Here is a 26,146-nt window from a genome sequence, read left to right as displayed (position 1 = left end):
CCTTCAGGAGCTGCCCCTCAACCAAGGCGGTCGGCCGCAGCGGTTCGGCCGGTCACCGGGCCCTGGGCCACATGCCGCTCTGACCGGGCACCGATTCACAGAATCAATCAAAATGGTGGAAAGGACGCCAAAACCGCGGAGGCGTGGCGATGCGCGGCAACGCCGAGAACGACGACGAATCCCTTGAGGAGCACGACGACGAGCTCGAGGCTTACGACGACGAGGCAGCCGATGAGAGCCCCGATGTCTTCCTCGATGTGCCGATCCTGAAGGTCGACGAGATCGACCTGGACGTCGAGGACCTGCGGGCACATGTCTCGCTGCAGGCCGAGGTGCTGGATCTGCTCAAACTGAACGTGGGCGCCGACGTCACGCTCGGCCGGGTGCACCTGGGCATCTCGGGCGTCGAGGCCCAGGCCCAGCTCAAGGTCCGTCTCCATCATGTCGCGCAGATCATCGACCGGGTCCTCACCACGATCGACCAGAACCCGGAGATCCTGCACGAGCTGGCGCGGGGAATCGGGTCCGCCGTGCAGGATGTCGGCGGCGGAGCCGGTCAGGCCGTCGGGGAGGTGGGTACGGGTGCCGGAAGAGCCGTCCAGGAGGTCGGTCAGGGCGCGGGGACAGCCGTACGGGACGTGGGGCAGGGTGCCGGATCCGCCGTGCAGGACGTCGGCCAGGGCGTCGGATCCGTGGCGCGGGATGTCGGTCAGGGGGCTGGGAAGGCAGTCGAGGGCGTGGGCGCCGGTGCCGGGCGCGCGGTGGAGGACGTCGGCCAGGAGACGAGCCGTACCGTCGGAAAGGCCGGCGAGGTGGCGGGCGGCGCCGCCGGGAGCGTGACCGAACAGGTCTCGGGCGAAACGGATGCGGCAGGCGGCACGGCACGGGAGGGCGCGAAGGGAGAGCGGGGGCGAGCCGGCCGGAGTGAAGGCGGCGCCCGCACGCGCCGGGTGCGCGGAGAGGACGGGAAGCTGCCGCCGAGGTCCAGTCGCCGCCGTACCGGCAAGGAGTCCGAGGAGCCGCCCTGAACGCGAGGCCCGGAAGCCGGGAGCCCGGTGGGGGACATCTCGTTCCGCTCGACGGTCCACGCCGAACGGCTCCGCTTCACCCAGGAACCCCGGACAGCCGTCAGGTTCCCCGGCACCGGGGAGCGGGAGTCGACGAGCCACAGCGACCGCACCCACCTGCCGGACCCGGTCGTCCCCGGTCAGGAGTACCAGGACGTCACCGTCGCCTACCGCCTCGCGACCCGGCTCACCGGGGAGCCGGCCCGTCGGCCACCCTGCTGACCGGCGGGGCCGTCGATGAGCGCAACGCTTCGCGCAGGAGCGCCACGGCCGGGGGGATCTCCAGGTCGCTGATGTTGCCGTACCCGAGGACGAGAGCGGGTTCTGCCGGCCGGTGCGCGCGGTAGTCGTCGAGGTCCGCCAGGCGCAGTCCGGCGGCGGTCGCGGCCCGGACCGCCCCCGGAGTGTCGGCGCCGTCCGGCAGGTGGAGCAGGATGTGCAGCCCGGCGGCGGTGCCGGCGACCCGGCCCTCCGGTACCTGGGTGCCAAGCGTCCGGACCAGCAGGTCCCGGCGGGAGCGGAACCGCCGCCGCGACGCGCGCAGGTGGGCGTCGTACCACCCGCGGTCGATGAAGGTGGCGAGGGCGAGTTGGTCCAGCACCGGTGGCGCGGCGGCGACGAGGTTCGCCGCCCGGAGCGCCCGGGCCGTCGCGGCGGGAGCGACCAGCCAGCCCAGTCCGAGTGCGGGCGACAGGGTCTTGCTGACCGAGCCGAGGAGGAAGACCCGGCTCGGGTCCATCCCCTGCATGACCGCGACCGGGTGGCGGTCGTAGCGGAACTCGGCGTCGTAGTCGTCCTCGATGACGAAGCCGTCCACCTCGCGGGCCCAGCGCACCAGACGGGCCCTGCGTGCCGGGGAGAGCACCGTGCCGGTGGGAAACTGGTGTGCCGCGCCGACGACGACGGCCCGGGCCGGCGTACGGGCCAGGTCGTCGACGCGGAGGCCGTCGTGGTCCACCCGCACCGGGTGCACACGCAGGCCGGCGCTCGTCGCGGCGTCCCGCAGCCGCCCCCAGCCCGGGTCTTCCACGGCCAGATCGGCGATCCCCTCGGCACGCAGCGCTCGGCACGTGCGGACCAGACCGTCGGTGACGCCGGCGCACACGGACACGCACTCGGCGTTCGTGTCCGCGCCGCGGGAGCGCCGCAGGTACTGCGCGACGGTGGTGCGCAGCACCGCGTGCCCGTCGGGGTCGGGCAGACCGAGGTCATAGTGGACGGCCGAGCCGGTGACGGTTCGCACGGCGTCCGCCCAGCGGCGGCGCGGAAACGCCCGCAGGTCGGCCAGGCCGGGCGCGAGGTCGTACCGGATCGGTGTCCGCGCTGGTGGGCGCGGCGCGCGAGAACGCGGCGGCGAGGTGTCCGGTGACCACGAGACCCGCGTGGCCGAGCCCACCCGGGCGGAGAGGTAGCCCTCCGCGATGAGCTGCCCGTACGCCTCCGTCACGACCCAGCGGGAGCAGCCGAGTTCTTCGGCGAGCGCTCGGCTCGGTGGCACGGTGGCGCCTTCCGCCAGCCGGCCGTTGCGAATGGAGGTGCGCAGCGCGTGAGCCAGACGATCGTGCAGGCGCCGCGCGCCGCGCTCCGTCGGGCTGATGTCCAGCAGCGTCGCCCACGCGAGATTGGTCTGGGAATCGGCCACGAGATTGGAGCGTACCGCCGATCCGAATCCGCCTACCGTGATGCGCATGATTGAAAACCTGGCTCTTGGCGCCATGCTGTTCGGCACGGTTCAGGACGAGCGCGGCTCGTACGAACTCCTTGATCGTTTCGTGGACGCCGGAGGCGTCTGGATCGACACCGCCAACTGCTATTCGTTCTGGGAGGACCCGACCGGCTTCGGGGGGCAGAGCGAGACGCTGCTCGGGCGCTGGCTGGCGAGCCGCCCCGGCGTCCGTGATCGCGTCAGGATCAGCACCAAGGTGGGCTGCGAGCCGACCGAGGCGGGACGGTTCCCGGAGACCGCCGAAGGCCTCTCGGCCGGGGCCGTCAAGGGCGGGATCGAGGGCAGCCTCCGACGACTCGGTACGGACCACGTCGAGCTGTACTGGGCCCACAAGCCGGATCCGGTCGCACCTCTGGAAGAGACGGTCGCCGCCTTCGACGAGTTGGTGTCCGCCGGCACGGTCGGACGTCTCGGCTGCTCCAACTACCCTGCCTGGCAGATCGAGCGGGCCCGTCAGATCGCGCGCGCCAACGGCCTGGCCGGCTTCACCGCGGTGCAGCAGCACCACACATACCTGCAGCCCCGCCCCGCCACGCAGCCCACCGTGGTGCACCGGTTCGGCGCGGTCACAGACGAGGTGCTCCACTACCTCGAGCACCACCCGGACATGGCCCTGTGGGCCTACACGCCGCTGCTGAGCGGCCGTTACACCCGCGTGGACAAGCCGCTGCCGGCGGAGTACGACCACCCCGGCACCGCCCGCCGACTCGCGGTACTCGACGAGATCGCCACCGAGACCGGCACGAACCGCAACCGGGTGGTACTGGCGTGGCTGACCGGAGGGAACCCGGCCGCCACACCGATCGTCGGCGTCAGCACGGTCGAACAGCTGGACGAGGCGGTCGCGGGGGCGTCACTGGAACTGACCGCCGCCCAGCGCGAACGCCTGGACTCCGCGCGGTAGTCGACGTACCAGCCACCCGACGGCTCCAGACATGCGGCCGGCCGCGTGGCCAGAGGCTCTGCGTCGGCGTCTTCGGCCGCGAAATCCACCAAGGGGTGGAAGTATGGGGCATGTTGGTCTGGCCGGCGTGAGGCTATCGACGGGGATGAGTGGCATGAGCGAGCGCACTGGATCTTTGAGTGAGGCGATCGGCGGGACGGAGGTTCTTCGCCGGATGAGCAACACCTTCTACGACCGAGTCCTGGCCGACCCGCTGCTGGCGCCGGTCTTCGCCGGTTTCACCCGCACGCACATCGAGCACGTGGCCATCTGGCTGGACGAGGTCTTCGGCGGTCCGGAGACCTTCACCCGGGAACTGGGCGGCCACCAGGCCCTGCTCCGCTCCCACCTCGGACTGGCCATCACCGAGGAACAGCGCCTGCGGTGGATGGAGCTGATGGCCGAGGCCGTCGACAAGGAACTCCCCGACGACGACCTGCTGCGGCAGCAGGTGATGGCGTACTTCGACTGGGGCACGAAGATCGCCCGTGCCGTCTCGGCCGACCCCGAGGACACCGACCTGGGCGATCCCGGCCCCACACCCCGCTGGGGCTGGAAGGGACTGTCCTGACGAAAGCGACCTCACGAAGCGGCACAGCCGCTCCTGACGGGGCGTATCGTCCGGCTTTGGGTACGGTGTCAGTCCGCTGTCTGTGCCGGGCTCGCCGTCACGTTCCGCAGCAGCGGCTTGCTGCCGGTGATCGCGGCCAGCATGGCCAGCGCGCCGACGGCCACGCAGAGCACCAGTTGCACGGCACCGGAGGTGTTGATGGTGGTACCGGCCGCCTTGTTGAGCTGCATGGCGCCGAAAGCCCCCATCGCGGTGGTACCGCCGGCCAGGACGGCCAGCGGGATGACGGTCTCGCGCACCCGCGCCCGGTCCAGCACCTCCAGTGGGGTACCGGCCAGCCTCAGCAGACCGTAGACCCGGCGCCGGTCGAGAACGTTCGCGGCGGCCGTGAGGCCGGCGGACGCGGCCGCGACGAGGAAGCTCAGCACCAGCGTGGCGTTGCTGACGACGGCGACGCGGCCGGTGACCGTGTCATCCGGCGCGGACACGTACTCCTGTGTGAGGGGGTACCTGCCCGACCCGAGGGGAGTCAGTGCGGTGACGGCGGTGTCGACACCCTCCTGCCCGCCGGAGACCCGGGCGGTCACGCCGTTGACCCCGCCCAGCAGGCTGTCGTACTCGTCCTCGCTCGTGACGGCGACGGTCGCCGTCACACCCGCCTTGTGCAGGAGCGTGCGGGCCTCGGCCGCGGTGTGCCGGGCGTCGGAGGCGCTCGCGGTGATCACCGCCACCTGCCCCTCGTGAATCGGTCCGTCGGAGCCCAGTGTGCTGACAGAGAAGAAGCCGGCCACGAACCCGGCGAGCACCAGGCCGCTGACGGTGCGCCAGGCCCCGCGCGGGTCGTCGCTGAGCCGGCGTGCGGCCAGCAGCGTGGCCGGGCGCTTGGCGCGGCGGCCCACGACGCGGCCCAGCCGGTCCACGACCCAGGGGCCGAGCAGCCAGAACGCGCCGTAGAAGAGCGCGAGCAGGGCGAGCAGCTGACGGGGGTTCAACTGTCCGCTGTCGCCCGTGGTCGCCCAGATGTACAGCAGGACCGCCACGAACAGCAGCAAGCGGATCAGGCGGGTGCGGCGCGGGTCGGCCTGCTGGGCGACGCCGAGAGGTGAGGCGGCCACCCGGCGCAGCATCGTCACCGCGCTCAAGGTGATGAGGGCGGTGATCGCGGCCACGACCACTGCCGGCCAGGGCAGTCCGACCCACAGTTGGCCCGTGTACCAGGAGCCGAGGCCGTACGGGAGTTCGGCGAGCGCGGGCAGCAGTGCCGTGTAGGCGAGCGCGCCCGCCACCGCCCCGGCCGCTCCGACTGCGGCCGCCTCGACGGCGGTCATGGCGAGGATCTGCCGTGGCGTCGCCCCGGCCAGCCGCAGTGCCGCGAGCCGATGTTCGCGCCGGGCCGCGCCGAGCCGTCCGGCGGCCGAGGCCAGCACGACCACCGGCATGACGAGAAGCACCACTCCCAGGAGCACGGTCCCCTGGTCGGTGCCGGTGAACACGCTCGCCTTCGTGGCGGAGAAGCCGGAGATCGGGGCACGCTCCGTCAGGTTCTCGTCGTAGTAATTCTGCTCCCCGGCGGCCTTGGAGACGGCCGCGTCGCCCGGCGCCCGGCCGACCACCGCGACCAGTTCGTCGGGAGAGGCGAGACCGGCGGCGCCGATCGTGCCGTAGGACGTCGTCTTCGGGAAGCGGTCGGCGAGTTGGCCTGCCGGGAGTCTGTGCAGGAGCCGGGCCAGGGCCGGGGAGAGGTACACCTCGCCCTGCTTCGGGAAGCCGGTCAGGCCGGGCGGCGCGGGGGTCTGCCCTCGGCCGGGCAGCCGGGCCAGGTTCACGACGGTGACCGGCTCGTCTCGGGCGTACGTCGTGGTCGTGGCCTGGACGGCCGTGGCCTTCCCGGCCGAAACGGCGTCGGGGGTGCGCCACGTGGTGTGGTCGGCGCGAGTGCCGGCACCGAGGGAGGCGGCGATCATCAGCAGCAGGAGGAACGAGCCGACGGCGGCGGCCCCGGCCGCGAGCAGCTGGGCGTGCAGGCCGCGGCGGCCGGAGGACCTGGCGAGGTGCCAGGTCAGGGGCACGACAGGGGAACGCATGGGAGTGACTCCTGCGGGATCAGGCGAGGGTGGCTCGGCTGTGGTCGTTGATCCGGCCGTCGCGGACCTGGAGGATGCGCTCGCAGTGCGCGGCGACGTCCGGGTCGTGCGTGACCATGACCAGGGCGGCGCCCGTCTCCCGGGTGGCGAAGGACAGCAGCTGGACCACTTCCGTGCTGGTGCGCTGGTCCAGGGCGCCGGTGGGCTCATCGGCGAAGACCACGTCCGGCTCGACGACCAGGGCGCGGGCGACGGCGACCCGCTGGGCCTGGCCGCCGGACAGCTGGCCGGGGCGGCGCTGCTCCAACCCCTCCAGGCCGAGCGGCGCGAACCAGCGACGGGCGTGGGCGACGGCCTCGCCGCGCGGCATGCCCTCCAGCATCAGCGGCAGGGCGACGTTCTCCTCGGCGGGCAGCTCCGGCAGCAGCTGGCCGAACTGGAACACGAACCCGAAGCGCTTGCGGCGCAGCGCGCTGAGCCGGTTCTCGCCGAGGTTGTCGATGCGCTCCCCGCGCAGCAGCACCTCGCCTCCGTCAGGCCGGATGATCCCCGCGAGGGTGTGCAGCAGGGTCGACTTGCCGGACCCCGACGGGCCCATGATCGCCAGCGAGTCGCGCTCGCGGACCTCCACGTCGACGCCGGCCAGGGCGGTGGTGGAGTCGTACTTCTTGACGAGGCCGTGTCCGGCCAGAACCGTGGTCATGGTGTGGGTGCTCCCTGTCAGCGCTCGAAGGTCCAGGTGACGCTCTTGGCGCCGGCCTTGGTCACACGGACGGGGATCTCGACGGTCCTGCCGTCGCTCTTCTTGCCGGTACAGGTGAGGGTGGCTCCGGCGACGGCCTTGAGGCCGGTCGGGCACGTCACACCGGAGAGCTTGTCGCCGACCCAGGGCAGCGGGTGGTACCTGCTCTCGGTGCGGCCCGCGACGATGTTCGCGGCGAGCGCCTTGTGGCCGTCCACCGAGGCGGTGCTGTACTCGTCCAGTCGGCTGGTCGACTCGGTGCCGGAGAGGAGATACGTGCCGACTCCGCCCAGCGCGACCGCGGCGGTCGCGCCCCCGATGACACTGACGAGGAACTTGTTGCGCTGCATCGTCGACTCCTGATGTCCGTGGTGAGGATGCGGCTCCACCCTCGCCCGCGGACCCGGACGCCCGCCTCGGCCGAACGGTCAGGATCGCGGGCCGGACCCGCCGGGCCCCTCGACCGTTCGGCCGATCCCGTTGCCGGGGGGCCGGCGCGGGCTCCGACGGGGCTCAGCTTCATTCACGGGGATGGCGCGGCTGTCGATAGGGCCGCACCGCGCGGCGCGCTATGGCGAACCGGTGGGTCTCCGACGGGCCGTCATAGATGCGGAACGGCCGTACCTCCCTGAACAGGCGGGCCAGCGGGGCGTCTTCGGCCGAGATGCCGAGCGCTCCGCAGATCTGCACCGCACGGTCGACCACCCGGTTCACCGCCTCCGCCACGAAGGTCTTGGACACGGAGGTGAGCTGCGAGGCGGCGGATCCGGTGTCCAATTCCCAAGCGGTGCGCAGGATCAGGGCGCGGCTCGCCTCGATGTCGATCTCGGAGTCGGCCAGCATCTGCTGGACCATGCCGAGGTCTCCCAGCGTCGAGCCGAACGCCATCCGGCTCCCCGCCCGCTCCAGTGCGACGTCCTGGGCGCGGCGGGCGGCTCCCAGCCAGCGCATGCAGTGCGTCATCCGGGCGGGACCGAGCCGGACCTGGGCGCCGTCGAAGCCGTGGTCCACCGCGCCGAGCACCTGCTCCTCCCCCACCACGCACTCCTCGAAGACGATCTCGCTGTGCCCGGCGAAGAGCGACTCGTCCAGCGTCTCGATGGTCCGGACGAGGCGCATGCCGGGCGTGCCGGCGTCGACCAGGAACATGGTGGCGCCGCCCGGGTCGCCGGGGCTGCCGGAGGTGCGGGCCATGACGATCGCGAAGGCCGCTCCCTCGGCACCGGTGATGAACCACTTGCGCCCGTCGATGCGCCAGCCGCCGGGGACCCGGGTCGCGGTGGTCCGCAGGGAACGGGGATCGGCACCCGCTCCCGGAGCCGGTTCGGTCATGGCGAAGCAGGACCGGGTCCCGCCCGCGGCGAGCGGACGCAGATACCTCTGCTTCTGCTCCTCGGTGGCCACCTTCTCCAGCAGATGCATGTTGCCCTCGTCCGGGGCGGCGCAGTTCAGCGCCAGCGGTCCGAGCAAGGAGTATCCCGCCGCTTCGAACACCACCGCCTGCCCCCGCAGATCGAGCCCGTGTCCGCCCCAGCGCGTCGGCACGTGCGGAGCGAACACACCGGCGTCACGGGCGGCCTTCTGCAGGGTCTCCCGCAGGGCCTCGGGGGCATCGTGCACGGACCCGCCGCACTCGCGCTCGGCCGGAATGACCACCTCGCGCACGAACTCGGCTGTATCAGCGGCTAGTTGAGCGACAGTCGGATCGATATCGAACTGGATGGGCACGGGACCTCCCGCCGGCGGGCGTACGGGCATCGACTCCCGTCGCGTCCTAGAAACTGTATAGCGTCTTCAGTATCTTGCCTGGAAGCACCTGGGACGGGAAGCACCCGGCGACGGGAAGACGACAGGAGAAACATCCATGGGCCTCCCCGTGAGCACCGAGCCGGTCCGGATCGTCCGCCACCCCGACCGGGTCGTCGAGCTGAGACTTGACGACCCGGGGCGGGGCAATGCCCTGGATCTGAGGACGGCCGAGGCATTGCGGGACACCGCGCGCGAGGTGGCCGCGGACCCGGGCGGCGCCGTGCTGCTGCGGGCCGCGGGCGGCAGCTTCTGCGTGGGCGGTGACCTGCGCGCCTTCGCCGGTCGCGGCGCCGGGACCGGCGCCTATGTGCATGCCGTGGCGAGTGCCGCGCACACGGCGGTACAGACCCTGTACCAGTTGCCGGTGCCGGTGGTGACCGCCGTGCGCGGCGCGGCCGCCGGTGGCGGGATCGGTCTGGCACTGGTGGGCGACATCGTCCTCGCGGCCCGGTCCGCGCGGTTCCGGCTGGCGTACACGGCGATCGGCCTCACGCCGGACTGCGGGGCCTCGTGGTTCCTGCCACGCCTGGTGGGCCCTCGCAGGGCGGCGGACCTGATCCTCACCAACCGGATTCTGACCGGCGACGACGCCGAACGGTGGGGCCTGGCCTCCCGCGTGGCGGAGGACGGGGAACTGGACGACGCGGCGCACCGGACCGCGGCCGGCCTGGCCGCCGGCGCCGGTGACGCACTGCGCGCCGCGAAGGACCTCCTGCGCGCCGGCACCGGCGACGAACTGCGCCGCCACCTCGCCGAGGAGGCGCGGCTGATCGCCGCCCTGGCGGACGGCCGCGAGGCGCGGGACCGCATGGTGTCCTTCCTCGCCGCGCGGGACCGCCCGAAGGCGTGCGACGGCCGGGCCGAGGCCGACGCATCGAAAAGTGTTTCTTGAGTCCCTCTTCACTAACGGGTCGGCCGGGGCGTAACCTCCGGGCAATACAGAACCGAGGAACCGGTCATCACAGACCCGGGGAAAAGGTGTGGCGATGCAATCTGCTGCCGTGGGCCTTCCGGACGCTCCCGACGAGCCTGACAGCGAAGCCGTCGTCGACCTCGTCCTGCGGGGCATGTGGCGCGGCCGGCCGGAGTCGGAGCACCGCCCGCTGGTCGACGCCGGTCTCGCGATGGTGAAGGGCCCGGTGGTGCTGCCGACCGAGCGGGCCAAGGCCGCCGCCGCGCGCATCCTGCGGGTCCCGGCCGGCTCCGAGCAGGAGGAGCGGATCACCGCCGCCTACGAGGCGTTCCTGCCGGTCAACAGGAAGATCCGCGACGTGTGCACGGCATGGCAGTGCCGCCCCGACGGCAGTGCGAACGACCACTCAGACGACGCCTACGACGCCGAGGTGCGCGAGTCGCTGGAGGACGTGCACGAGGCCATCCAGCCCGTGCTGCGCAGGCTGGAGCGGATGCTCGCGGGCAGCGGCCGGTACCTCACGGCCCTGGAGGAGGCCCTCGACCGTTTCGACGACGGCGAGCCGGCGTGGCTGGCCTCGCCGTTGTGCGACTCGTACCACACCGTGTGGATGCGACTGCATCAGGAACTGCTGCTCGTACTGGGGATCTCCCGGGCCGAGGACGAGGCCCTGGAGGAGGAGCTGGTCACGAGGAGCCGGGGGTGAGCGTCACCGACCGCGAGGCGGGCCCGCTCACACCGTCCGGCGCTCCTCTCGCGCCCTCCGAGGCCCCCGGCCGGGTCCTGGTGCCTTACGGACAGGGCCGCATCCGGGGCCTCGACGCCGACGAGCTGGGCGCGCACGGCGCGGCGATGGACCGGCTGGTGGCCCTCGGACTGCCGGTCGTGCCGGGGCTCACCGTGCCCGCGGGCGCCTCCGCGTCGCTGTGCGAACCCGACACCGCCGGTGCCGCCGTCGCTCTGGTCGAGCAGCTCTCGGCGCGGCGGATCGGCGACGCGGGCCGGCCGCTGCTGCTGCGTCTGTCGGCGAGCGCGCCGACCGAGATCGCGGGACTGCCGCCCGACCTGGCCTGTCTCGGCCTGACCTCGGGCAACGCCGACGGACTGTGCGCCGTCATCGGGCGCGCGGAGGCCCTGTACGAGGTGTGGGCCTCCACCCTGCGGATGATCGCCGAATACGCCCTCGCCGTGCCCGGTGCGGTGCTCGACGACGCCCTCCTGGACACACCCGAGCCGCGGGCGCGGGTCGAGGCACTGCTCTCCCTGGTGAGGCGGCACGGCTCCCAGCCCTTTCCCGACGACCCGGCACGGCAGCTCGCGCTGGCCGCCCGCGCCCTCCTCGGCCGATGGGACTCGCCGCGCGCGCGGAGGTCCCGCCGGGCCCAGCGGCTCCCCGCCGATCTGGCCCTCGCCCTGCACGTGCAGGCGCTGCGCATCGGCCCCGCGGACCACTCGGGCTACGGCACGGCGGTCAGCCGCGATCCCGATACCGGGCGGCTCTCCCACCACGGCTCCTTCTTCCGAGGCGTGCGCCGCAGCGCCCCGCCGCCGCACACCGGTGAACCGCTGGACCGGCTCGCGGGCGGGACGGCGCTGCTCGAGCACTCCCTGCTCACCCTGGAGCGTCATCTGCGCGCGCCGGTGTCGGTCGACTTCGAGGTGCGCGACGACGAGATCTCCCTGCTCGCCGCCTCGGCGCAACTCCGCCCGCCGCTCAGGGCGGCGGTGTGTCTGGCCGCGGACCTGGCCCAGGACGGGGCGATGGGCCGTGAGGATGCGGTGCGGCGTATCACCCCGGGGCAGGTGCAGGAACTGCTGCACCCCCAGCTGCGGCTGACCGGCGGGGAGGACCTTTTGGTGAGAGGGCTGCCCGCGTCCCCGGGGGCGGCGACCGGAGCGGTCGTGCTGTCCAGTGAACGCGCCCTCGAACTGGCCGCGGACGGTACCCGGGTCGTGCTCGTGGCTGCCGAGACGACCCCGGCGGACGTCCCCGGGATGCTGGCGTCCGTCGCCGTGCTGACCGGCAGCGGCGGCATCGCCTCGCACGCCGCCGTGGTGGCGCGGGGCGCCGGCAAGCCCGCGGTGTGCGGCGCCGAGGGACTGCGCGTGGACCTGGCCGCCGGGACGGTCCGTTTCGGGGAGCGGGTGGTTCGCGAGGGCGACCCGGTATCGCTGGACGGCCGTACCGGCGCCGTCTACGCGGGGACCCTGAGCGTCAGTGTCGCCGAACCGCCACCCGAACTGTCCATCCTGCTGGGGTGGGCGGACGGCATGCGCCGGCTGGGCGTGCGGGTCAACGCCGACACGGCCGGCGAGGTGGACACCGCCCTGGCCCTGGGCGCGGAGGGTGTCGGGCTGTGCCGTACGGAACACCAGTTCCTCGGCGAGCGGCTGCCGCTGATCCGCCGGGTGCTCCTGGCCGCCGACCCGGCCGCCCGGGACGAAGCCCTGCTGGAGCTGGAGCGCGCCCAGCACGAGGACTTCCGCGCGCTGCTGGCCGCGGTCGGGGACCGCCCGGTGACCGTGCGCCTGCTGGACGCCCCGCTGCACGAGTTCCTGCCCGTCCCCGGACAGGCCCTGGACGCGGCTGAGGAGCAGCGGGCCGCCGCGCTGCGCGAGGCGAACCCGATGCTCGGGCTGCGCGGGGTGCGGCTGGCACTGCGGCACGAGAGGCTCTACCCGGCCCAGGCCGAGGCGCTGTTCACCGCGTGGGCCGATGTTGCCGCCACGGGGGTCCGGCCGCGGCTGGAGGTGATGATCCCGCTCGTGAGCCTGCCGGAGGAACTCGCCGCCGCGGCCGCGTACGTGCGAGGTGCCGCCGACGCGGTCGCCGCCCGCACCGGGGTGGAGGTGCCGTACCGGCTCGGCACGATGATCGAGACCCCTCGGGCCGCGCTGCTCGCCGGCGAACTCGCCGAGCACGCCGAGTTCTTCTCCTTCGGCACCAACGACCTCACTCAGCTCACCTACGGCTTCTCCCGGGACGACGTCGAGCGCCAGGTGCTCGCCTCGTACCAGGAGCGCGGGTTCCTGACCGCCAGCCCGTTCGCCCGGCTCGACCCGCACGGGGTGGGTGCGCTGATCGCCCTGGCGGCCGAACGGGCACGGAGCGTACGGCCCGGCATCAAGCTGGGCGTGTGCGGTGAGCACGGCGGGGACCCCGATTCGATCGCCTTCTGTGACGACCTCGGCCTCGACTACGTCTCCTGTTCCGCGCACCGCGTGCCGGTGGCCCGGATGGCGGCCGCGCACAGTGCCCTGCGGCAGCGGCAGGACGAGGAGCGGCACCACGAGAGCGGGAGCGCACGATGACGAGCACCGTGGCCGACGTCGCGGCCCTGTCGGACGCCGAGCTGGAGGACCTGCGCGAGACCGTGCGGTCGGTGTGCGCCGATGCCGGCGGCACCGCCGCGGTACGCCGGCTGTCCGAGGAGGCCCCCGGCATCGACGCCGAACTGTGGGACACCCTCGGCCGCCAGGTCGGCCTCGCGGCCCTCGGCCTGCCCGAGTCGGCTGGGGGCATCGGCGGCCTCGCCGAGATCGCCGCGGTCTGCGAGGAGTTGGGCAGAACACTGGCACCGGTACCGCTGCTGTCCTCCACAGTGCTGGCCGGGCAGGTGCTGGCCGGCTGCGGTACGGCCGGCAAGGCGCTGGCCGAGCTCGCCGAGGGCGCCGTCCACGCCCTGGCGGTGGCCGCGCCCGACGGGACGTGGCGGCCCGACGCCGTGCCGGTGGCCGTCTCCTGGCAGGGCGGTGTCCCGCTGCTGGACGGTACCGCGCCGTTCGTCCTCGACGGCGCCGACGCCGAGGCGCTGGTGGTGGCCGCTGCGGGGGCCGACGGCGTGGACCTCTTCCTGGCCGATCCGCGCGAGCCGGGGGTCACGGTGCGCCGGGTGCCCACCCTGGACCTCAGCCGGGGCCAGGCGGTGGTCACCTTCTCCGGCGCCCGGGTCAGGGCGCTGACCGCCGGCGGCGAGGGAGGGGGCATCGTCTCCCGCGCCCTGGACGTGGCCCTGATCGCCCTGGCCGCCGAGCAACTCGGCGGAGCACAGGCCGCGTTGGACATGACGATGGCCCATGTGCGCGACCGTACCCAGTTCGGCAGGGCGATCGGCGGCTTCCAGGCGGTCAAGCACGCCTGCGCCGACATGCTGCTCCAGGTCGAGGCCGCCCGGTCGGCCGTGGTACGCGCGGTCCGGGCGGACGGCTCGCCGGATGCGCTGGCCGAGGCGGCGGCGGTGGCGCAGGCCTGGTGCGGCGAGGCGTTCGTCTCCGTCGCCGCCGAGTGCGTGCAGTTCCACGGCGGGATGGGCTTCACCTGGGAGCACGACGCGCACCTGTACTTCAGGCGCGCCCAGTCCGACGCGGTCCTGCTGGGCGGCGCCGCACACCATCGGGAACGGCTGGCCGGGCTGCTGGGCTGGTGACGTGGAAGGCGGGACGGCATGGCCACCAGACTCATCGACGAGTCCTTGTTCGAGAACGCCGAGAACGGGGAGTCCCACGACGGCGATCCACCGCGCCTCGTCGGCGCCCGCTGCTCCGCGTGCGGCACCGTCGTCTTCCCCCGGCAGGACTCGTGCCCCAGGTGCCCGGACGGCGCGATGTCCGCGCGGGTCCTTCCGGCGAGCGGGCGGGTGTGGTCGTGGACGCTCCAGGCGTTCCCGCCGAAGCCGCCGTACCGGATGCCGTCCGGCGGCCACCGGGCCTACCACGTGGGCTATGTGGACCTCGGTGAGGTACTGGTCGAGGCGCGGCTGGCGGTGCCCCGCGCGGAGATCCGGATCGGTCTGCCGGTTCGGCTCACCACCGTGACCGCGTACCGGGACGAGGACGGGACCGAGGTGCTGACCTTCGCGTTCGCACCGGACCGGGACGGCGGACGATGAGGCGAATGGACGACGTCTATGTCGTGGGCTGCGGGATGCATCCCTTCGGCCGCGACGAGAGCGTCACCGGAATCGACATGGCCGAGCGCGCGGTACGCGAGGCGCTGGCCGACGCCGGTGTCGCCTGGGAGGACATCGGCTACGCGGCCGGCGGCTCCGACGTGTCCGGCAAGCCCGACACCCTGGTGGGCCGGCTGGGCCTGACCGGAGTGCCGTTCGTCAGCGTGCAGAACGGCTGCGCCACCGGAGCCTCGACCGTGCTCACGGTGGCCAACGCGCTGCGCGCGGGCGAGGCCTCCCTGGGACTGGCGGTCGGGTTCGACAAACACGAGCGGGGCGCGTTCCACGTCTCCGCGGCCCGGTACGGCCTGGGTGACTGGTACGCCGAGACCGGCATGATGCTCACGACCCAGTTCTTCGCCCTCAAGACCCAGCGGTACCTGTACGACCACGGGATCTCGGAGCGGGCGCTGGCAACGGTGGCGGCGCGGGCCTTCCGCAATGGCTCGCGCCACCCCCTGGCGTGGCGGCGCAAGCCGCTGACGGAGCAGGAGATCCTGGACTCCGCCGAGGTCAGCCCCCCGCTCACCCAGTACATGTTCTGTTCCCCCGGACAGGGCGCGGCCGCGCTGGTGCTGGCGCTCGGCGACCGCGCGTCCGACCTGTGCGAACGACCGGTCAGGCTCGCGTCGCTGGCGTTGCGGACCCGGCGGTTCGGTTCGTTCGAGGTGTTCTCGCCCTGGCTGCCGCCCGGACCGCACCGCAGCCCGAGCGTGGACGCCGCGGAAGCCGTCTTCCGCACGGCGGGGCTGCGTCCCGCGGACGTACAGGTGGCCCAGTTGCAGGACACCGACAGCGGCTCCGAGCTGATCCATCTGGCGGAGACCGGGCTGTGCCGCCACGGCGAGCAGGAGGAACTGCTGGCCTCCGGGGGCACCGATCCCACGGGCCGGATACCGGTCAACACCGACGGCGGCTGTCTGGCCGGCGGGGAGCCCGTCGGCGCCTCGGGCCTGCGGCAGTTCCACGAGGTCGTACGACAGTTGCAGGGCCGGGCGCCGGGTGTGCAGGTGCCGGGCGCTCCCCGGGTGGGCTTCACCCATGTCTACGGGGCGCCCGGGATCAGTGCCTGCTCGGTCCTCACGGTGTGAAAGGGGCGGACACCGCCATGCAGCACGGCAGCAGAACAGCACTCGTCACGGGTGGGGCACGGGGAATCGGGCTGGAGATCGGCCGGCAGCTCGCGGACCGGGGGCTGCGGGTCCTGGTCGCGGCGCGAAAACCGGAGGCCGCCGAGGAGGCGTGCCGCGCCATCGGCCCGGCGGCGCTGCCGCTGGCCCTGGACGTGACCTCCGCGAGGAGCGTCACCGAAGCGGTCCGGGAAGCAAGGGAGCTGACCGGTGGGATCGACGTGCTGGTGAACAACGCCGGCGTGTCGCTGGACGGGGAGCTGCGGCCCCCTCACCTCGACGAGGACATCCTGTACGCGACGCTGGACACCAACTTCACCGGCGCCTGGCGGGTGGCGCAGGCCGTCGTCCCCGGCATGGTGGAAGCCGGCTACGGACGGGTCGTGAACGTCACCAGCTCGTACGGTTCGCTGGCACTGATCGACTCCGGCCGGCATCCCGCCTACCGGATCTCCAAGACGGCGCTGAACGCCCTGACCCGCATGCTCGCGGCAGAGCTGTCCGGCACGGGCGTCCTGGTCAACGCCGCCGACCCCGGCTGGACCCGCAGCGGCATGGGCGGTCCCTCCGCCCCGCGCGGTCCGCGGGAGGGGGCGGACACCCCGGTCTGGCTGGCGACTCTTCCCGAGGGCGACGAGACGACCGGCGGGCTGTTCGCCGACCGCAGGCCAATGGCCTGGTGAACCGCCTCAGGTCTGGCCTGTTGAACCGCCTCAGGTCCGTGACGTGGCCGGTCCCTGCTCGGTGGCGACGATGCGCAGCGCCAGTTCCCTGACCGCCTCCAGCACGGAGCGGGAGGGCAGCTGGGACAGCGGTCCTCCTTCCGCGCGCAGCGCGGTGACGAGCATGGTCGTACTGATCAGTGTGCGGACCGCGAGCGCCTGCGCCCCATGCCGTACCTTCGCCGCCCTGGGGCTGCGGGTCGTGCCCTCGGGCAGATAGTCGTAGCCACGCTGGATGTGCCGCTGCTCGAACTCGTCCCGCAGCACCTTGACGCTGCCGTTGGCGGAGGCGACCTGGACCTGGTAGAGGCGGGCCTCGTCCGGGTTTCGTTCCACCCAGTCCCACACGGCGTCGATGACACGGATCAGCCCTTCCGCATCACCCGGCTCGGACTCCGGACGGGCCGCCTCCACGACAGCGTTCAGCTGGTCGAAGACGCGACGCATGGCGAGTTCGAGCAGTTCCTCCTTGCCGTCGAAGTGGTAGTAGACGGCCGTGGGCACCACCTGGGCCTCGTCCGCGATGTCCTGGATGCTGGTCTCCGCGAAGCCGTTGCGGCCGAAGACCCGTACGGCGGCGGTGATGATGTGCTGCCGCCGCGAGGGTCGGTGGGCGGGCTGCTTGCCGTTCTTCGTGCTGGCCATCATGCTCCCTGCCGGCTGCCGTGACCCGCGTCCGTGGGCCTTGTGTACTGACCATGCTATCCAGTAACTCGAACCGTCCGGCGGAGTAATTCCTGTTGCGCGTGGGTCTACGGGACGCTCGGCGCCCGGCATACTTGACATCATGACGACCTCCGGAAGCCGCGCCGCTCACCGTCCGTCGCGCAAGCAGTGGGTGATCGAAGCGGCCACCGAGCTGTTCGCCACCCAGCCGCCGGACGAAGTGACGGTGGCCGACATCGCCGCCCGTGCGGAGATGACCTCGGCAGCGGTGTACTACCACTTCTCCTCCAAGGACCAGGTCCTGGCGGAGGGGATGCGGGCGTTCGCCACCGCACTGCGCGAGCAGCTGAAGGCGCTCACGGAGGCCCACGAACCCGGCGCGGGCGTCGGTGCGGCGGTCACCACGCTGCTGTCCTGGCTGGGCGAACACCGTTCCGCCGCCACCGTGTTCTTCGTGTCGTCGGCCGGCATGAGCCAGGAGGCCGAGGCACTGCGCCAGGAGAGCCGTACGGAGTTGCTGGCCGAGCTGGTGCGGCTGATCCACAAGGCCCGCGCGTCCGTCTCCGACGCCGAGGCGGCGGTGATCGGCCTGGGCCTGCTGGCGCTGCTGGAGACCTCGGCGATCTCGCAGGTCCGGGGCGACGACGTGTACCGGTCGCTGGGGCACCGCTCCTTCGTCCGCGAGGTCGGCGCTCTCGCGGAGCGGATCGCCGACCCGGCCGGCTGAGGGCCTCGGGCGGATCACACCAGCAGCCGGAGCGGCCTGCGCAGCAACTCACCGACGGTGCGCAGGTACTCGGCGGCGGGTGCCCCGTCGACGGCGCGGTGGTCGAAGGTGAGGCTCAGGGTGAGCACCCGCGTCCGCAGCGGCCGGTCGTCCACCCACTCGACGCCGTCCCTGAGCCGGCCCACCCCGAGGATCGCGACATTGCCGGGGTTGATCACCGGGGTGAAGAAGTCGACTCCGTATCCGCCGAGCGAGGTGACGGTGAAGGTGGCCCCTTCCAGCTGGGCGGGGGAGATCCGCCCCTCGCGCGCGGCCTGGGCCAGGGCCCTGGAGCGGCGTGCGATCCCGGCCAGCTGCAGCCCCTCCGCGTCCTCGATCACGGGGACCACGAGGCCGCCCGGGACGGCCACCGCGAAGCCCAGGTGGATGCCGTCGAGCAGGTGGACGCCGTCCTCCCGCACCGTCGCGTTGAGCAGCGGGTGCTCGCACAGGGCCAGGGCAGCGGCCTTCAGCAGGAAGTCGTTGAGGCTGGGCACCGGCAGATCACTGTCGGCCCATTCCTCCTTGAGCCGGTCCCGCAGCGACACGACGGCGTCCATCCGTACCTCGTAGCCGTGCGTCAGCTGCGCCATCTCCTGGAGGCTGGCGTGCATCCTGCGGGCGATGGTGCCGCGCATCCCGGTGAGCGGGAGGACGTCGCCGGGCCGAGGGGCCGAGTCCCGGCGAACAGGCGCCGCGGTGACGGCGTCGACGTCGGACCGCCGCACCCGGCCGCCCGGACCGGTGCCGTTCACCGCGGAGAGGTCGATCCCCCGCTCCTTGGCCAGCTTGCGGACCAGCGGCGAGGAGGGGAGGACGCCCGCCGGGACCGCCGTACCGGGATCGCCGAGGTCACCGGGGACGGCCAGGAGGAAGTCCTCCACGTCCTCGGAGACGATCCGGCCGCCCGGTCCCGTGCCGCGGACGGCGGTGAGGTCGACGTCGTCGGCGGCGGCGACCCGCCGGGCGTTCGGTGAAGACAGAAGCCGGCCAGCGGTGCCGTTGACGGAGGGTGCCGCGGAAGCGGCGTCGGCGCCGGTGCCGTCGAGTGCGGGCGGAGAGTCGCTGCCCGCACTGGTCCCGGACCCGGCGGGCATCGGCGCACCCGACGGGTCCGGTGGCTGCTCGCCCTCGGCCAGCAGCCAGCCGATGAGGGCGCCTGTGGGGACCGTGGACCCCACCGGGACCACCGGGTGGAACAGTCCCCCGGCCTCCGCCTCGACGTCCACGTCGACCTTGTCGGTCGCCAGCCTCAGCAGCGCATCGCCCTCCGCGACGGCCGCGCCGACCGGCACGAGCCATTCGTCGATCGTGCCTTCCTGCATGGTCAGACCGATCTTCGGCAGCAGAACCTCGACCGCCATGCCGTCACGACCTTTCGAGCAGGCGCCGGCAGCCCTGGGCGATGCGGGCGCGATCGGGCACGTACGCCTTCTCCAGGACCGGCGAGAACGGCACCGGGGAGAAGGGAGCGCCGATGCGCAGGACCGGCGCGTCCAGGTAGTCGAAGACGGAGTCCTGGATCTGGGCGGCGATCTCCGCGCCGAGCCCGCCGAAGGTGACGGCCTCGTGCACCACGAGCACCCGGTTGGTGCGGCGGACCGAGGCGAACATCGTCTCGGTGTCCAGGGGCTGCACGGTTCGGGGGTCGATCACCTCGATCTCCACGCCCTCGGCCGCGAGTTCGTCGGCCGCCGCGAGGGCCTCGCCCACCATGCGGCCCAGGGCGATCACGGTGACGTCGGAGCCCTGCCGCGCGGTGTGCGCCCGGCCCAGCGGGATGCCGTAGATCTTCTCGGGCACCTCGCCGGTGCTGCCGAGCAGGACCTTGTTGAGCATGATGACGACCGGGTTGTCGTCCCGGATGGCCGAGACGGTCAGGCCCTTGGCGGTGTAGGCGTCGCAGGGCATCACCACCTTGAGGCCGGGCACGTGGGCCAGCCAGGCCTCCAGGCTCTGGCTGTGCTGAGCGGCGGCACCGAGGCCGGCTCCGGAGGCGGTGGTGATGGTGAGCGGCACGGACAGCGCGCCGCCGAACATGTACTTCATCTTCGCCGCCTGGTTGACGATCTGGTCGAGGCAGACGCCGATGAAGTCCATGAACATCAGGTCGACGACGGGTCGCAGGCCCCGGGCGGCGGCTCCCACACCGAGGCCGACCAGTGCGGCTTCGGAGATCGGGGTGTCGATCATGCGGCGCGGGCCGAACTCGTCGAGCAGGTGGTCGAACATGCGGAAGACGCCGCCGTATCCGGCCACGTCCTCGCCGGCGACGAAGACGTTCTCGTCCTCGCGCATGGCCTGCGCGAGTCCCTCGTTGAAGGCCTTGACGTAGGACAGTTTGCGGGAGTCGGCGACCGGGGGGAGGGCCGGTGCCTCGCTGGTGGTGGTCATAGCGGTCATCCCGAGTAGACGTTGAGCAGCAGGTCGGCGGGGTCGGGCAGCGGGCTCGCCTCGGCGTACGCGATGGCCTCGGCGATCTCGTCGCGCGTGCGCTGCCATACGTCGTCCAGCTCCGCCCGGGTCGCGGTGCCCTCGGCGACGGCTCGGGCTTCGAGCAGGTCGATGGGGTCGCGGGCCTTCCACTCGGCGACCTCCTCGTCGGAGCGGTAGGGGTGCCGCAGGCCCTTGACGCCCTGGTGGTCGAAGTAGCGATAGGTCTTGGCCTCGATCATCATCGGGCCCGCGCCGGACCGGGCCCGTTCGACGGCTTCGCCGGCGGCCCGGTGGACGGCGACCGCGTCCATGCCGTCGACGATCACGCTGGGCATACCGTAGGCGGGGGCCCGGTCGGCGACATCGGTGAGCAGCATGTGCCCGGACTGCGGGGTGAACTCCGCGTAGCCGTTGTTCTCGCAGACGAAGACCACGGGCAGGCCGAGGATCGCGGCCATGTTGGCGCCCTCGTGCCAGGCTCCGATGTTGGTGGCGCCATCGCCGAAGAAGGTCACGGCGACGCTGTCCTCGCCCTTGTACCGGGCGGCGAACGCGGCGCCCACGGCGATCGGGACACCCGCCCCGACGATGCCGTTGGCGCCGAGCATGCCGCGGCTGAGGTCGTTGATGTGCATGCTCCCGCCGCGGCCGAGGCAGGCGCCGGTGACGCGGCCGTACAGTTCGGCGTACATCTCGCGGAAGCCGACGCCCTTGGCCACGGCATGGCCGTGGCCGCGGTGGGTGGACGTGATCTGGTCGTCGTCACGCAGGGCCGCCATGACGCCGGCGGCGACGGCTTCCTGGCCGACGTAGAGGTGCAGGAAGCCGGGCAGTTTGCCCGCCTCCATGAGCTTTCCCGCCTCGGTCTCGAACAGCCGGATACGCACCATGCGTTGGTGCAGGTCCTTGATGACCTGCGTGCTGACCTGCGCGGATTTCTTCGACGCCGTTGACGCTCGTTGAGCCATCGTCCGCCCCTTCGTCCGAGGGAGGTTTACGGGCCATCGGACTTACTAGTGCCGGTCTACAGTAACCAGCATGAGGGCATCTTACTGAACAGCGTCTCTAATTACTATGCCCCGGATCCGGCTCGCCGGCCCGGGCGTCCACCAACTCCACGACGTTGCCCTCAGGATCGGCCCAGAAGCTGATCCGTCGACCGTGCGCCCGGACGACAACCGGGTCCGACAGGGGCCGGGCACCCGCGGCCGGCAGCGCCGCCACCAAGGGGCCCATGTCGTCGAAGTGGAAGGTGAGATACGACAGCCCCGGGCGCCCGGCCGGCGAGGCCGCGACGCGGGCCGCCACCCTGCCCGACCGGGGGAGGATCAACTTGACGCGCCCCCCGGCGGGCACCTCCAGCCAGACGACCACCAGCTCGCCTCCGAGCCCGGCCGGGCCGCCGACCGACTCCGGAACACGCGAGCGGCGCTCGGTTCGGCAGCCGAGCACGTCGCAGTAGAAGCGCTCCATCAGCTCCAGATCCCGCACCACCACGCCCACCTCGAACGGCAGGGTCATGACCATCGCACCCACCCCCACGGGACAGCGAGCGGCAACTTCGCCACTTTCTATTGACAGGCCACACTAAGTCCTGTTCTCGTTTCGGACACAGCCCAGCTGTCGCATTCCGAAGCCGGTCACCGGCTCGCGGCTGGGAGGATTGTGAGGACATCGTGGTCCAGACCAGTTCGCCGGAAATTCGGGAGACGGACGCCGGGCCGAGGTCGTCGGCCCCAGCCCCCTCGGCCCTCTCCGCCCCCTCGGCCCCCTCGGCCCCCGAATACTCGTCGTGGATCAGCCAGGACCGGTCCACCGACGCCGCGTCCCTGGCGATGCGCCGGGAGGCCGCCGAACTCGTCGAGCGTGTGATGGCGCACTACCGCGACAGAACGACGCACGAGGCGGACGGGCAGTGGACGGAACCCGTCGCCCACTACCTCGACGCCGACCGGTGGCGGCGCGAGACGGACGCCGTCCACCGCAGCGTCCCCCTGCCGCTCGCCATGTCCTGCGAGCTTCCGGGGCCGAACACCTACAAGGCGATCGACGTGCTCGGCATCCCCGTGCTGATCACCCGTGACCGGCAGGGCGCCGTGCACGCGATGATCAACGCCTGCCGGCACCGGGGGGCCAAGCTCCTCGAACCCGGCTGCGGTGTGTCGAAGCGGCTCACCTGCCCGTACCACTCCTGGTCGTACGACCTCACCGGAGAGCTGCGGGGGGTGTACGCCGAGAAGACCTTCGGCGAGGTGCCGCGCGAGGGCCGCAGCCTCGTCCGCCTTCCGGCCGGTGAGCGCGCGGGGATCGTCTTCGTCTCGCTGGACCCGGCGGCCGAGCCCGACCTGGACGGCTGGCTGGGCGACCTGCAGCCCCTGCTGGAGGGCCTCCGGCTGGCGGAGTGCCACCACTACGCCACCAGCGAGCTGACCAGTCCCAACTGGAAGGTCACCCTCGACGGGTATCTGGAGACGTACCACTTCGCCTCCCTGCACCCGAAGACGGTGTTCGAGACGAACCTCTCGAACATGATGGCCCACGACACCTGGGGCCCTCACCAGCGCATCGCACCGGCCCTGCGCCCCATCGCGCGGGCGGTAGAACTGCCGCCGGACCAGCGTGACCCAGGTGAGTGCGTCGGGCCCATCTACTGGCTCTTCCCCGGCCTCGCGATCGCCGGCGGCTGGCGCCAGAAGATCGCCGTCTCCCTGGTCCTCCCCCGCACGGCGACCGAGTCGGTGACCCAGCAGATCATCCTGCTGCGGGAACCGGCGGTCACCGAGGAGGAACGCCAGGCCGCCGACCGGTTCGGCGAGTGGTTCCACGAGGTGGTCCGCGACGAGGACTACGCGACCACCTACGGAGTCCAGCAGGGCCTGGAGGCCCTCGACGGGACCGACTTCGTCTTCGGACGCAACGAGCCCGGACTCCAGCACTTCCACCGCACCATTCACCAGCACCTGGACACGAGCGCCCCCAGAGCCGCCAGGTGAGCAACCGACAACACTCGCGGGAGAACACCATGGTGGCTACGGGCAGCCTCGACGGACGTGTCGCGGTGATCACGGGCAGTACGCGCAGCATCGGCCGCGCCATCGCCGAGGCCTTTCTGGCCGACGGCGCCACGGTCGTCGTCAGCGGCCGCAGCGAGATCAAGGGCAAGCAGGCCCTGGTGGAGATGGACGCCGGGGACCGGGCCGTCTTCCACCCCTGCGACGCCAACAGCCAGGAGGACATCGAGGCCCTCGCCGACTTCGCCGCCGAGCGCTTCGGCAGACTCGACATCTGGGTGAACAACGTCGGCGGCAGCTCCGGCTTCGCCCCGATCCACCAGCTCAGCGACGAGGCGTGGCACGCCGCACTCGACCTGAACGTCAACGGCTACTTCTACGGCACCCGCCGGGCGCTGCCGAAGATGCTGGAAGGCGGCTGGGGACGCATCATCAACATCTCGTCGGTCGAGGGCAAGCAGGCCAACAAGCCCGCGATCAGCCACTACATCACCAGCAAGCACGCCATCCACGGCCTGACCAAGGCGACCGCCTTCGAGTACGGCACCCAGGGCATCACCTGCAACGCCATCTGCCCCGGCGCCGTCGACACCGACCTGATGCGGGCCGCGGGTCCCGCCGCGGCGGAGGCCGAGGGCATCTCGTACGAGGAGTGGCTGGGCCGGTTCGCCGAGCACGCCGCCACCAAGAAGATCACCACCGTCGAACAGGTCGCGGCAGTCGCCTCGCTGCTCGCGAGCGAGGCCGGGGCGGGCATCACCGGCACACTGATCAGCGTCGACGGCGGTACGGCGCAGTGGTAGGCGAGGGACGGGCAGGGGCAGGCGCGGGTACGGACAGCGGGAGACCTCGGTCATGAAGAGCTGGATCACGGACTGGCAGCGCAGTGAACGGCTGCCGCACTACACCCGGGCCAACGCGGGCGAGACCCTGCCGGAACCCGCCAGCCCGCTGGGCTGGACCCTGGTCTGGGGGCGGGGCCTGCAGGGCTGGCGCAAGGGCTTCGTCGGGTTCGGCATCTACCGCGACGAGGAGGTGGCCGGCCCCAGGCCGCCGTTCGTCGGCATGTTCGGCGGCCACTTCTACCTCAATCTGTCCCACATGCGGCTGTTCGGCATCCGCATGGGCCAGACCGCGGACCAGATCGACGCGGCCTTCGTCGGACAGCGCTCCGACACGCCGGCGTACGTGGCGCATCCGGACGACCAGGACGAGGAGCTGACCGCCAAGGCGGGCGCGACGCTCCAGCGGATGCTCGGCCAGGCCGGCTTCCCGGAGGCCGACGCCGACCGGGAACGGCTGCGTGCCCTGCGCCGCTCGCGCCCCGGCCTGACGCGGCTGTCCGACGCCGAACTGGTAGCGCACGCACGGTCGTTGCTCGACGAAGTGGAGACGACCTTCCAGCGGCACGTCGAGTCGTCGCTGCCCGCGTCCGTCGGACCGGCGATCCTCGGCCCGCTGTGCGCGAGCGTGGACCGCCCCGGCGCCATGCTCGACCTCATCGGCGGTCTCGGCGACGTCGATTCCGCCTCCCCCTCGACCGGGCTGTGGACACTGTCCCGCCAGGTCGCGGCGTCGGCCGAGCTGAGCGCGCTGTTCGACGGGGGTCCGGCCGCAGTGGAGCAGGCGCTCGACGCCGCGACCGGCGACGTGAAGGCGTTCCGTGACTCCTTCGAGGAGTTCCTGGCGGAGTCCGGGGACCGCGGCCCCAACGAGTGGGACATCCACGCGCTGTCCTGGGAGGCGGCGCCCGTCCAGGCGCTGGCCCTCGTCGACCGGATCCGGCACAGTCCCGATGACGACTCCCCGGCCGCCCGCCGGAAGCGGCTGACCGAGGGGCGCGAGCGGACGGCGCGGGAGATCCGGGCCGCGCTGCCCGAGGAGGCGCAGCCGATGTTCGACGCCGGGATGCACGCCGCCCAGGTGTGGATCCCGGCCCGCGAGCGCACCAAGGCGAACTGCGTCACCGTCGTCAACGAGATCCGCATGGCCGTACGGGAACTGGGCCGCCGCGGCGTCGAGGCGGGGCGCTTCGCCCGGCCCGAGGACGTGATGATGCTGCTGGACACCGAACTCGACGGCTATGTCGCCGCCCCGGAGACCTTCGGCCCCGTGATCGCGCGGCGGCTGGAGGAGTACGCGGGCCTGCACGAACTGGAACCGCCGTTCTTCGTCGCCGACGACGCGCAGACCGAGATCGACACCTGGCCGCGCCGCGCCGAGGAACGGACCGAGGCGGCCGTCGAGGGCGATGTGCTCGGTGGTGTGGGCGGCAGCCACGGCACGTACACCGGCACGGTGCGGGTGGTCACCGACCCGGCGTCGTGCGAGGCGCTGGAGCCCGGCGAGGTGCTGGTCGCACCGATCACGGACGCGGCCTGGACTCCGCTGTTCCTGGTCGCGGGTGCTGCGGTCGTGGACGTGGGCGCGCTCAACAGCCACGCTGTGGTGGTCTGCCGTGAGCTGGGCATCCCGGCCGTGATCTCCGTCGAGGGCGGGACACGACGGCTGCGGGACGGCATGGTGATCACGGTCGACGGCGACCGGGGCACGGTCACCGTGGACAGCGTGGCGACCACGCTCGGAGTCTGAGAGACGCGTGGGCCCGCCG

Annotated in this window: 26 protein-coding genes; 16 read left to right on the top strand and 10 right to left on the bottom strand. The window is 72.4% G+C overall.

All coding sequences use genetic code 11. The features are described from left to right. The 3 genes from ACWIF2_RS31885 to ACWIF2_RS31875 form a co-directional block, all read left to right on the top strand. The coding region (locus tag ACWIF2_RS31885) for a DUF6411 family protein (RefSeq protein ID WP_454364376.1) at positions 1 to 83 on the top strand (83 nt) is incomplete at its 5' end. A gap of 66 nt (positions 84 to 149) precedes the next feature. After that, entirely contained in the window at positions 150 to 1,028 is an 879-nt protein-coding gene (locus tag ACWIF2_RS31880) for a hypothetical protein (RefSeq protein ID WP_454364375.1), read from the top strand. Between the two features lie 27 nt (positions 1,029 to 1,055). Next, positions 1,056 to 1,289, top strand: coding sequence for a hypothetical protein (locus ACWIF2_RS31875; RefSeq protein WP_454364374.1), 234 nt, complete (start codon positions 1,056 to 1,058; stop codon positions 1,287 to 1,289). Here ACWIF2_RS31875 and pdxR read toward each other — a convergent pair. Further along, positions 1,255 to 2,709, bottom strand: a complete 1,455-nt coding sequence (gene pdxR, locus ACWIF2_RS31870) for a MocR-like pyridoxine biosynthesis transcription factor PdxR (protein ID WP_454364373.1) — start codon at positions 2,707 to 2,709, stop codon at positions 1,255 to 1,257. The genes ACWIF2_RS31875 and pdxR overlap by 35 nt on opposite strands. 46 nt (positions 2,710 to 2,755) lie before the next feature. Between pdxR and ACWIF2_RS31865 the strand changes: the two genes are divergently transcribed. Both ACWIF2_RS31865 and ACWIF2_RS31860 read left to right on the top strand, forming a co-directional pair. Continuing rightward, on the top strand, positions 2,756 to 3,697 hold the full coding sequence (locus tag ACWIF2_RS31865) for an aldo/keto reductase (protein WP_454364372.1): 942 nt from the start codon (positions 2,756 to 2,758) through the stop codon (positions 3,695 to 3,697). Between the two features lie 103 nt (positions 3,698 to 3,800). Further along, positions 3,801 to 4,307, top strand: a complete 507-nt coding sequence (locus ACWIF2_RS31860) for a group II truncated hemoglobin (RefSeq protein ID WP_454364371.1) — start codon at positions 3,801 to 3,803, stop codon at positions 4,305 to 4,307. A 68-nt stretch (positions 4,308 to 4,375) separates the two neighbouring features. On the opposite strand, the gene ACWIF2_RS31855 is transcribed toward ACWIF2_RS31860, so the two are convergent. The 4 genes from ACWIF2_RS31855 to ACWIF2_RS31840 form a co-directional block, all read right to left on the bottom strand. Then, the gene (locus ACWIF2_RS31855; protein ID WP_454364370.1) at positions 4,376 to 6,391 is read right to left on the bottom strand and encodes an FtsX-like permease family protein; all 2,016 of its coding nucleotides are present in this window, start codon (positions 6,389 to 6,391) and stop codon (positions 4,376 to 4,378) included. Positions 6,392 to 6,410: 19 nt separating this feature from the next. Further along, on the bottom strand, positions 6,411 to 7,094 hold the full coding sequence (locus ACWIF2_RS31850) for an ABC transporter ATP-binding protein (RefSeq protein WP_454364369.1): 684 nt from the start codon (positions 7,092 to 7,094) through the stop codon (positions 6,411 to 6,413). 17 nt (positions 7,095 to 7,111) lie between these two features. Continuing rightward, complete coding sequence (locus ACWIF2_RS31845) at positions 7,112 to 7,483, bottom strand: DUF4333 domain-containing protein (protein ID WP_454364368.1); 372 nt, start codon at positions 7,481 to 7,483, stop codon at positions 7,112 to 7,114. Between the two features lie 169 nt (positions 7,484 to 7,652). Then, complete coding sequence (locus ACWIF2_RS31840) at positions 7,653 to 8,861, bottom strand: acyl-CoA dehydrogenase family protein (protein WP_454364367.1); 1,209 nt, start codon at positions 8,859 to 8,861, stop codon at positions 7,653 to 7,655. A gap of 136 nt (positions 8,862 to 8,997) precedes the next feature. On the opposite strand from ACWIF2_RS31840, the gene ACWIF2_RS31835 reads away from it, so the two are divergent. From ACWIF2_RS31835 to ACWIF2_RS31805, 7 genes are all read left to right on the top strand, one after another. Beyond that, positions 8,998 to 9,834 carry an enoyl-CoA hydratase/isomerase family protein gene (locus ACWIF2_RS31835; protein ID WP_454364366.1) on the top strand — a complete coding sequence of 279 codons (837 nt, stop codon included), beginning with the start codon at positions 8,998 to 9,000 and terminating at the stop codon, positions 9,832 to 9,834. Between the two features lie 94 nt (positions 9,835 to 9,928). After that, a complete protein-coding gene (locus ACWIF2_RS31830; protein ID WP_454364365.1) occupies positions 9,929 to 10,561 on the top strand; it encodes a hypothetical protein in 633 nt (210 codons plus the stop codon). Beyond that, the gene (locus tag ACWIF2_RS31825; RefSeq protein ID WP_454364364.1) at positions 10,558 to 13,167 is read left to right on the top strand and encodes a putative PEP-binding protein; all 2,610 of its coding nucleotides are present in this window, start codon (positions 10,558 to 10,560) and stop codon (positions 13,165 to 13,167) included. Before ACWIF2_RS31830 ends, ACWIF2_RS31825 begins: the two co-directional genes overlap by 4 nt. Then, positions 13,164 to 14,282 carry an acyl-CoA dehydrogenase family protein gene (locus ACWIF2_RS31820; RefSeq protein WP_454364363.1) on the top strand — a complete coding sequence of 373 codons (1,119 nt, stop codon included), beginning with the start codon at positions 13,164 to 13,166 and terminating at the stop codon, positions 14,280 to 14,282. Before ACWIF2_RS31825 ends, ACWIF2_RS31820 begins: the two co-directional genes overlap by 4 nt. A gap of 18 nt (positions 14,283 to 14,300) precedes the next feature. Beyond that, positions 14,301 to 14,744, top strand: coding sequence for a Zn-ribbon domain-containing OB-fold protein (locus ACWIF2_RS31815; protein ID WP_454364362.1), 444 nt, complete (start codon positions 14,301 to 14,303; stop codon positions 14,742 to 14,744). Continuing rightward, a complete protein-coding gene (locus tag ACWIF2_RS31810; RefSeq protein ID WP_454364361.1) occupies positions 14,741 to 15,895 on the top strand; it encodes a thiolase family protein in 1,155 nt (384 codons plus the stop codon). Before ACWIF2_RS31815 ends, ACWIF2_RS31810 begins: the two co-directional genes overlap by 4 nt. A 17-nt stretch (positions 15,896 to 15,912) precedes the next feature. Then, the gene (locus ACWIF2_RS31805; protein ID WP_454364360.1) at positions 15,913 to 16,617 is read left to right on the top strand and encodes an SDR family NAD(P)-dependent oxidoreductase; all 705 of its coding nucleotides are present in this window, start codon (positions 15,913 to 15,915) and stop codon (positions 16,615 to 16,617) included. Positions 16,618 to 16,647: 30 nt separating this feature from the next. Here the strand turns inward: ACWIF2_RS31805 and ACWIF2_RS31800 are convergent, their stop codons facing one another. Beyond that, positions 16,648 to 17,304 (bottom strand): TetR/AcrR family transcriptional regulator, encoded by a 657-nt coding sequence (locus ACWIF2_RS31800; protein WP_454364359.1) that lies wholly within the window; start codon positions 17,302 to 17,304, stop codon positions 16,648 to 16,650. 139 nt (positions 17,305 to 17,443) lie between these two features. On the opposite strand from ACWIF2_RS31800, the gene ACWIF2_RS31795 reads away from it, so the two are divergent. Then, positions 17,444 to 18,049, top strand: a complete 606-nt coding sequence (locus ACWIF2_RS31795) for a TetR/AcrR family transcriptional regulator (protein WP_454364358.1) — start codon at positions 17,444 to 17,446, stop codon at positions 18,047 to 18,049. Between the two features lie 14 nt (positions 18,050 to 18,063). On the opposite strand, the gene ACWIF2_RS31790 is transcribed toward ACWIF2_RS31795, so the two are convergent. From ACWIF2_RS31790 to ACWIF2_RS31775, 4 genes are all read right to left on the bottom strand, one after another. Then, on the bottom strand, positions 18,064 to 19,452 hold the full coding sequence (locus ACWIF2_RS31790; RefSeq protein ID WP_454364357.1) for a 2-oxo acid dehydrogenase subunit E2: 1,389 nt from the start codon (positions 19,450 to 19,452) through the stop codon (positions 18,064 to 18,066). 4 nt (positions 19,453 to 19,456) lie between these two features. Further along, positions 19,457 to 20,482: an alpha-ketoacid dehydrogenase subunit beta gene (locus tag ACWIF2_RS31785; protein WP_454364356.1), complete on the bottom strand. Its 1,026-nt coding sequence runs from the start codon at positions 20,480 to 20,482 to the stop codon at positions 19,457 to 19,459. A 5-nt stretch (positions 20,483 to 20,487) separates the two neighbouring features. Then, complete coding sequence (locus ACWIF2_RS31780) at positions 20,488 to 21,492, bottom strand: thiamine pyrophosphate-dependent dehydrogenase E1 component subunit alpha (protein ID WP_454364355.1); 1,005 nt, start codon at positions 21,490 to 21,492, stop codon at positions 20,488 to 20,490. A 97-nt stretch (positions 21,493 to 21,589) separates the two neighbouring features. Next, positions 21,590 to 22,045, bottom strand: coding sequence for a VOC family protein (locus tag ACWIF2_RS31775; RefSeq protein ID WP_454364354.1), 456 nt, complete (start codon positions 22,043 to 22,045; stop codon positions 21,590 to 21,592). 155 nt (positions 22,046 to 22,200) lie between these two features. Between ACWIF2_RS31775 and ACWIF2_RS31770 the strand changes: the two genes are divergently transcribed. The 3 genes from ACWIF2_RS31770 to ACWIF2_RS31760 are packed head-to-tail and all read left to right on the top strand — an operon-like array spanning position 22,201 to position 26,127. Then, positions 22,201 to 23,517: an aromatic ring-hydroxylating oxygenase subunit alpha gene (locus ACWIF2_RS31770; protein WP_454364353.1), complete on the top strand. Its 1,317-nt coding sequence runs from the start codon at positions 22,201 to 22,203 to the stop codon at positions 23,515 to 23,517. A 29-nt stretch (positions 23,518 to 23,546) separates the two neighbouring features. Further along, positions 23,547 to 24,338 carry an SDR family NAD(P)-dependent oxidoreductase gene (locus tag ACWIF2_RS31765; protein ID WP_454364352.1) on the top strand — a complete coding sequence of 264 codons (792 nt, stop codon included), beginning with the start codon at positions 23,547 to 23,549 and terminating at the stop codon, positions 24,336 to 24,338. A 52-nt stretch (positions 24,339 to 24,390) separates the two neighbouring features. Beyond that, positions 24,391 to 26,127 (top strand): PEP-utilizing enzyme, encoded by a 1,737-nt coding sequence (locus ACWIF2_RS31760; protein WP_454364351.1) that lies wholly within the window; start codon positions 24,391 to 24,393, stop codon positions 26,125 to 26,127. The last annotated feature ends 19 nt before the right edge of the window (positions 26,128 to 26,146 follow it).

Source organism: Streptomyces sp. NPDC055506 (genome assembly GCF_053643595.1).
The sequence above is the reverse complement of the archived record's forward strand: the minus strand, read 5'-3'. Positions and strand labels throughout refer to the sequence as shown.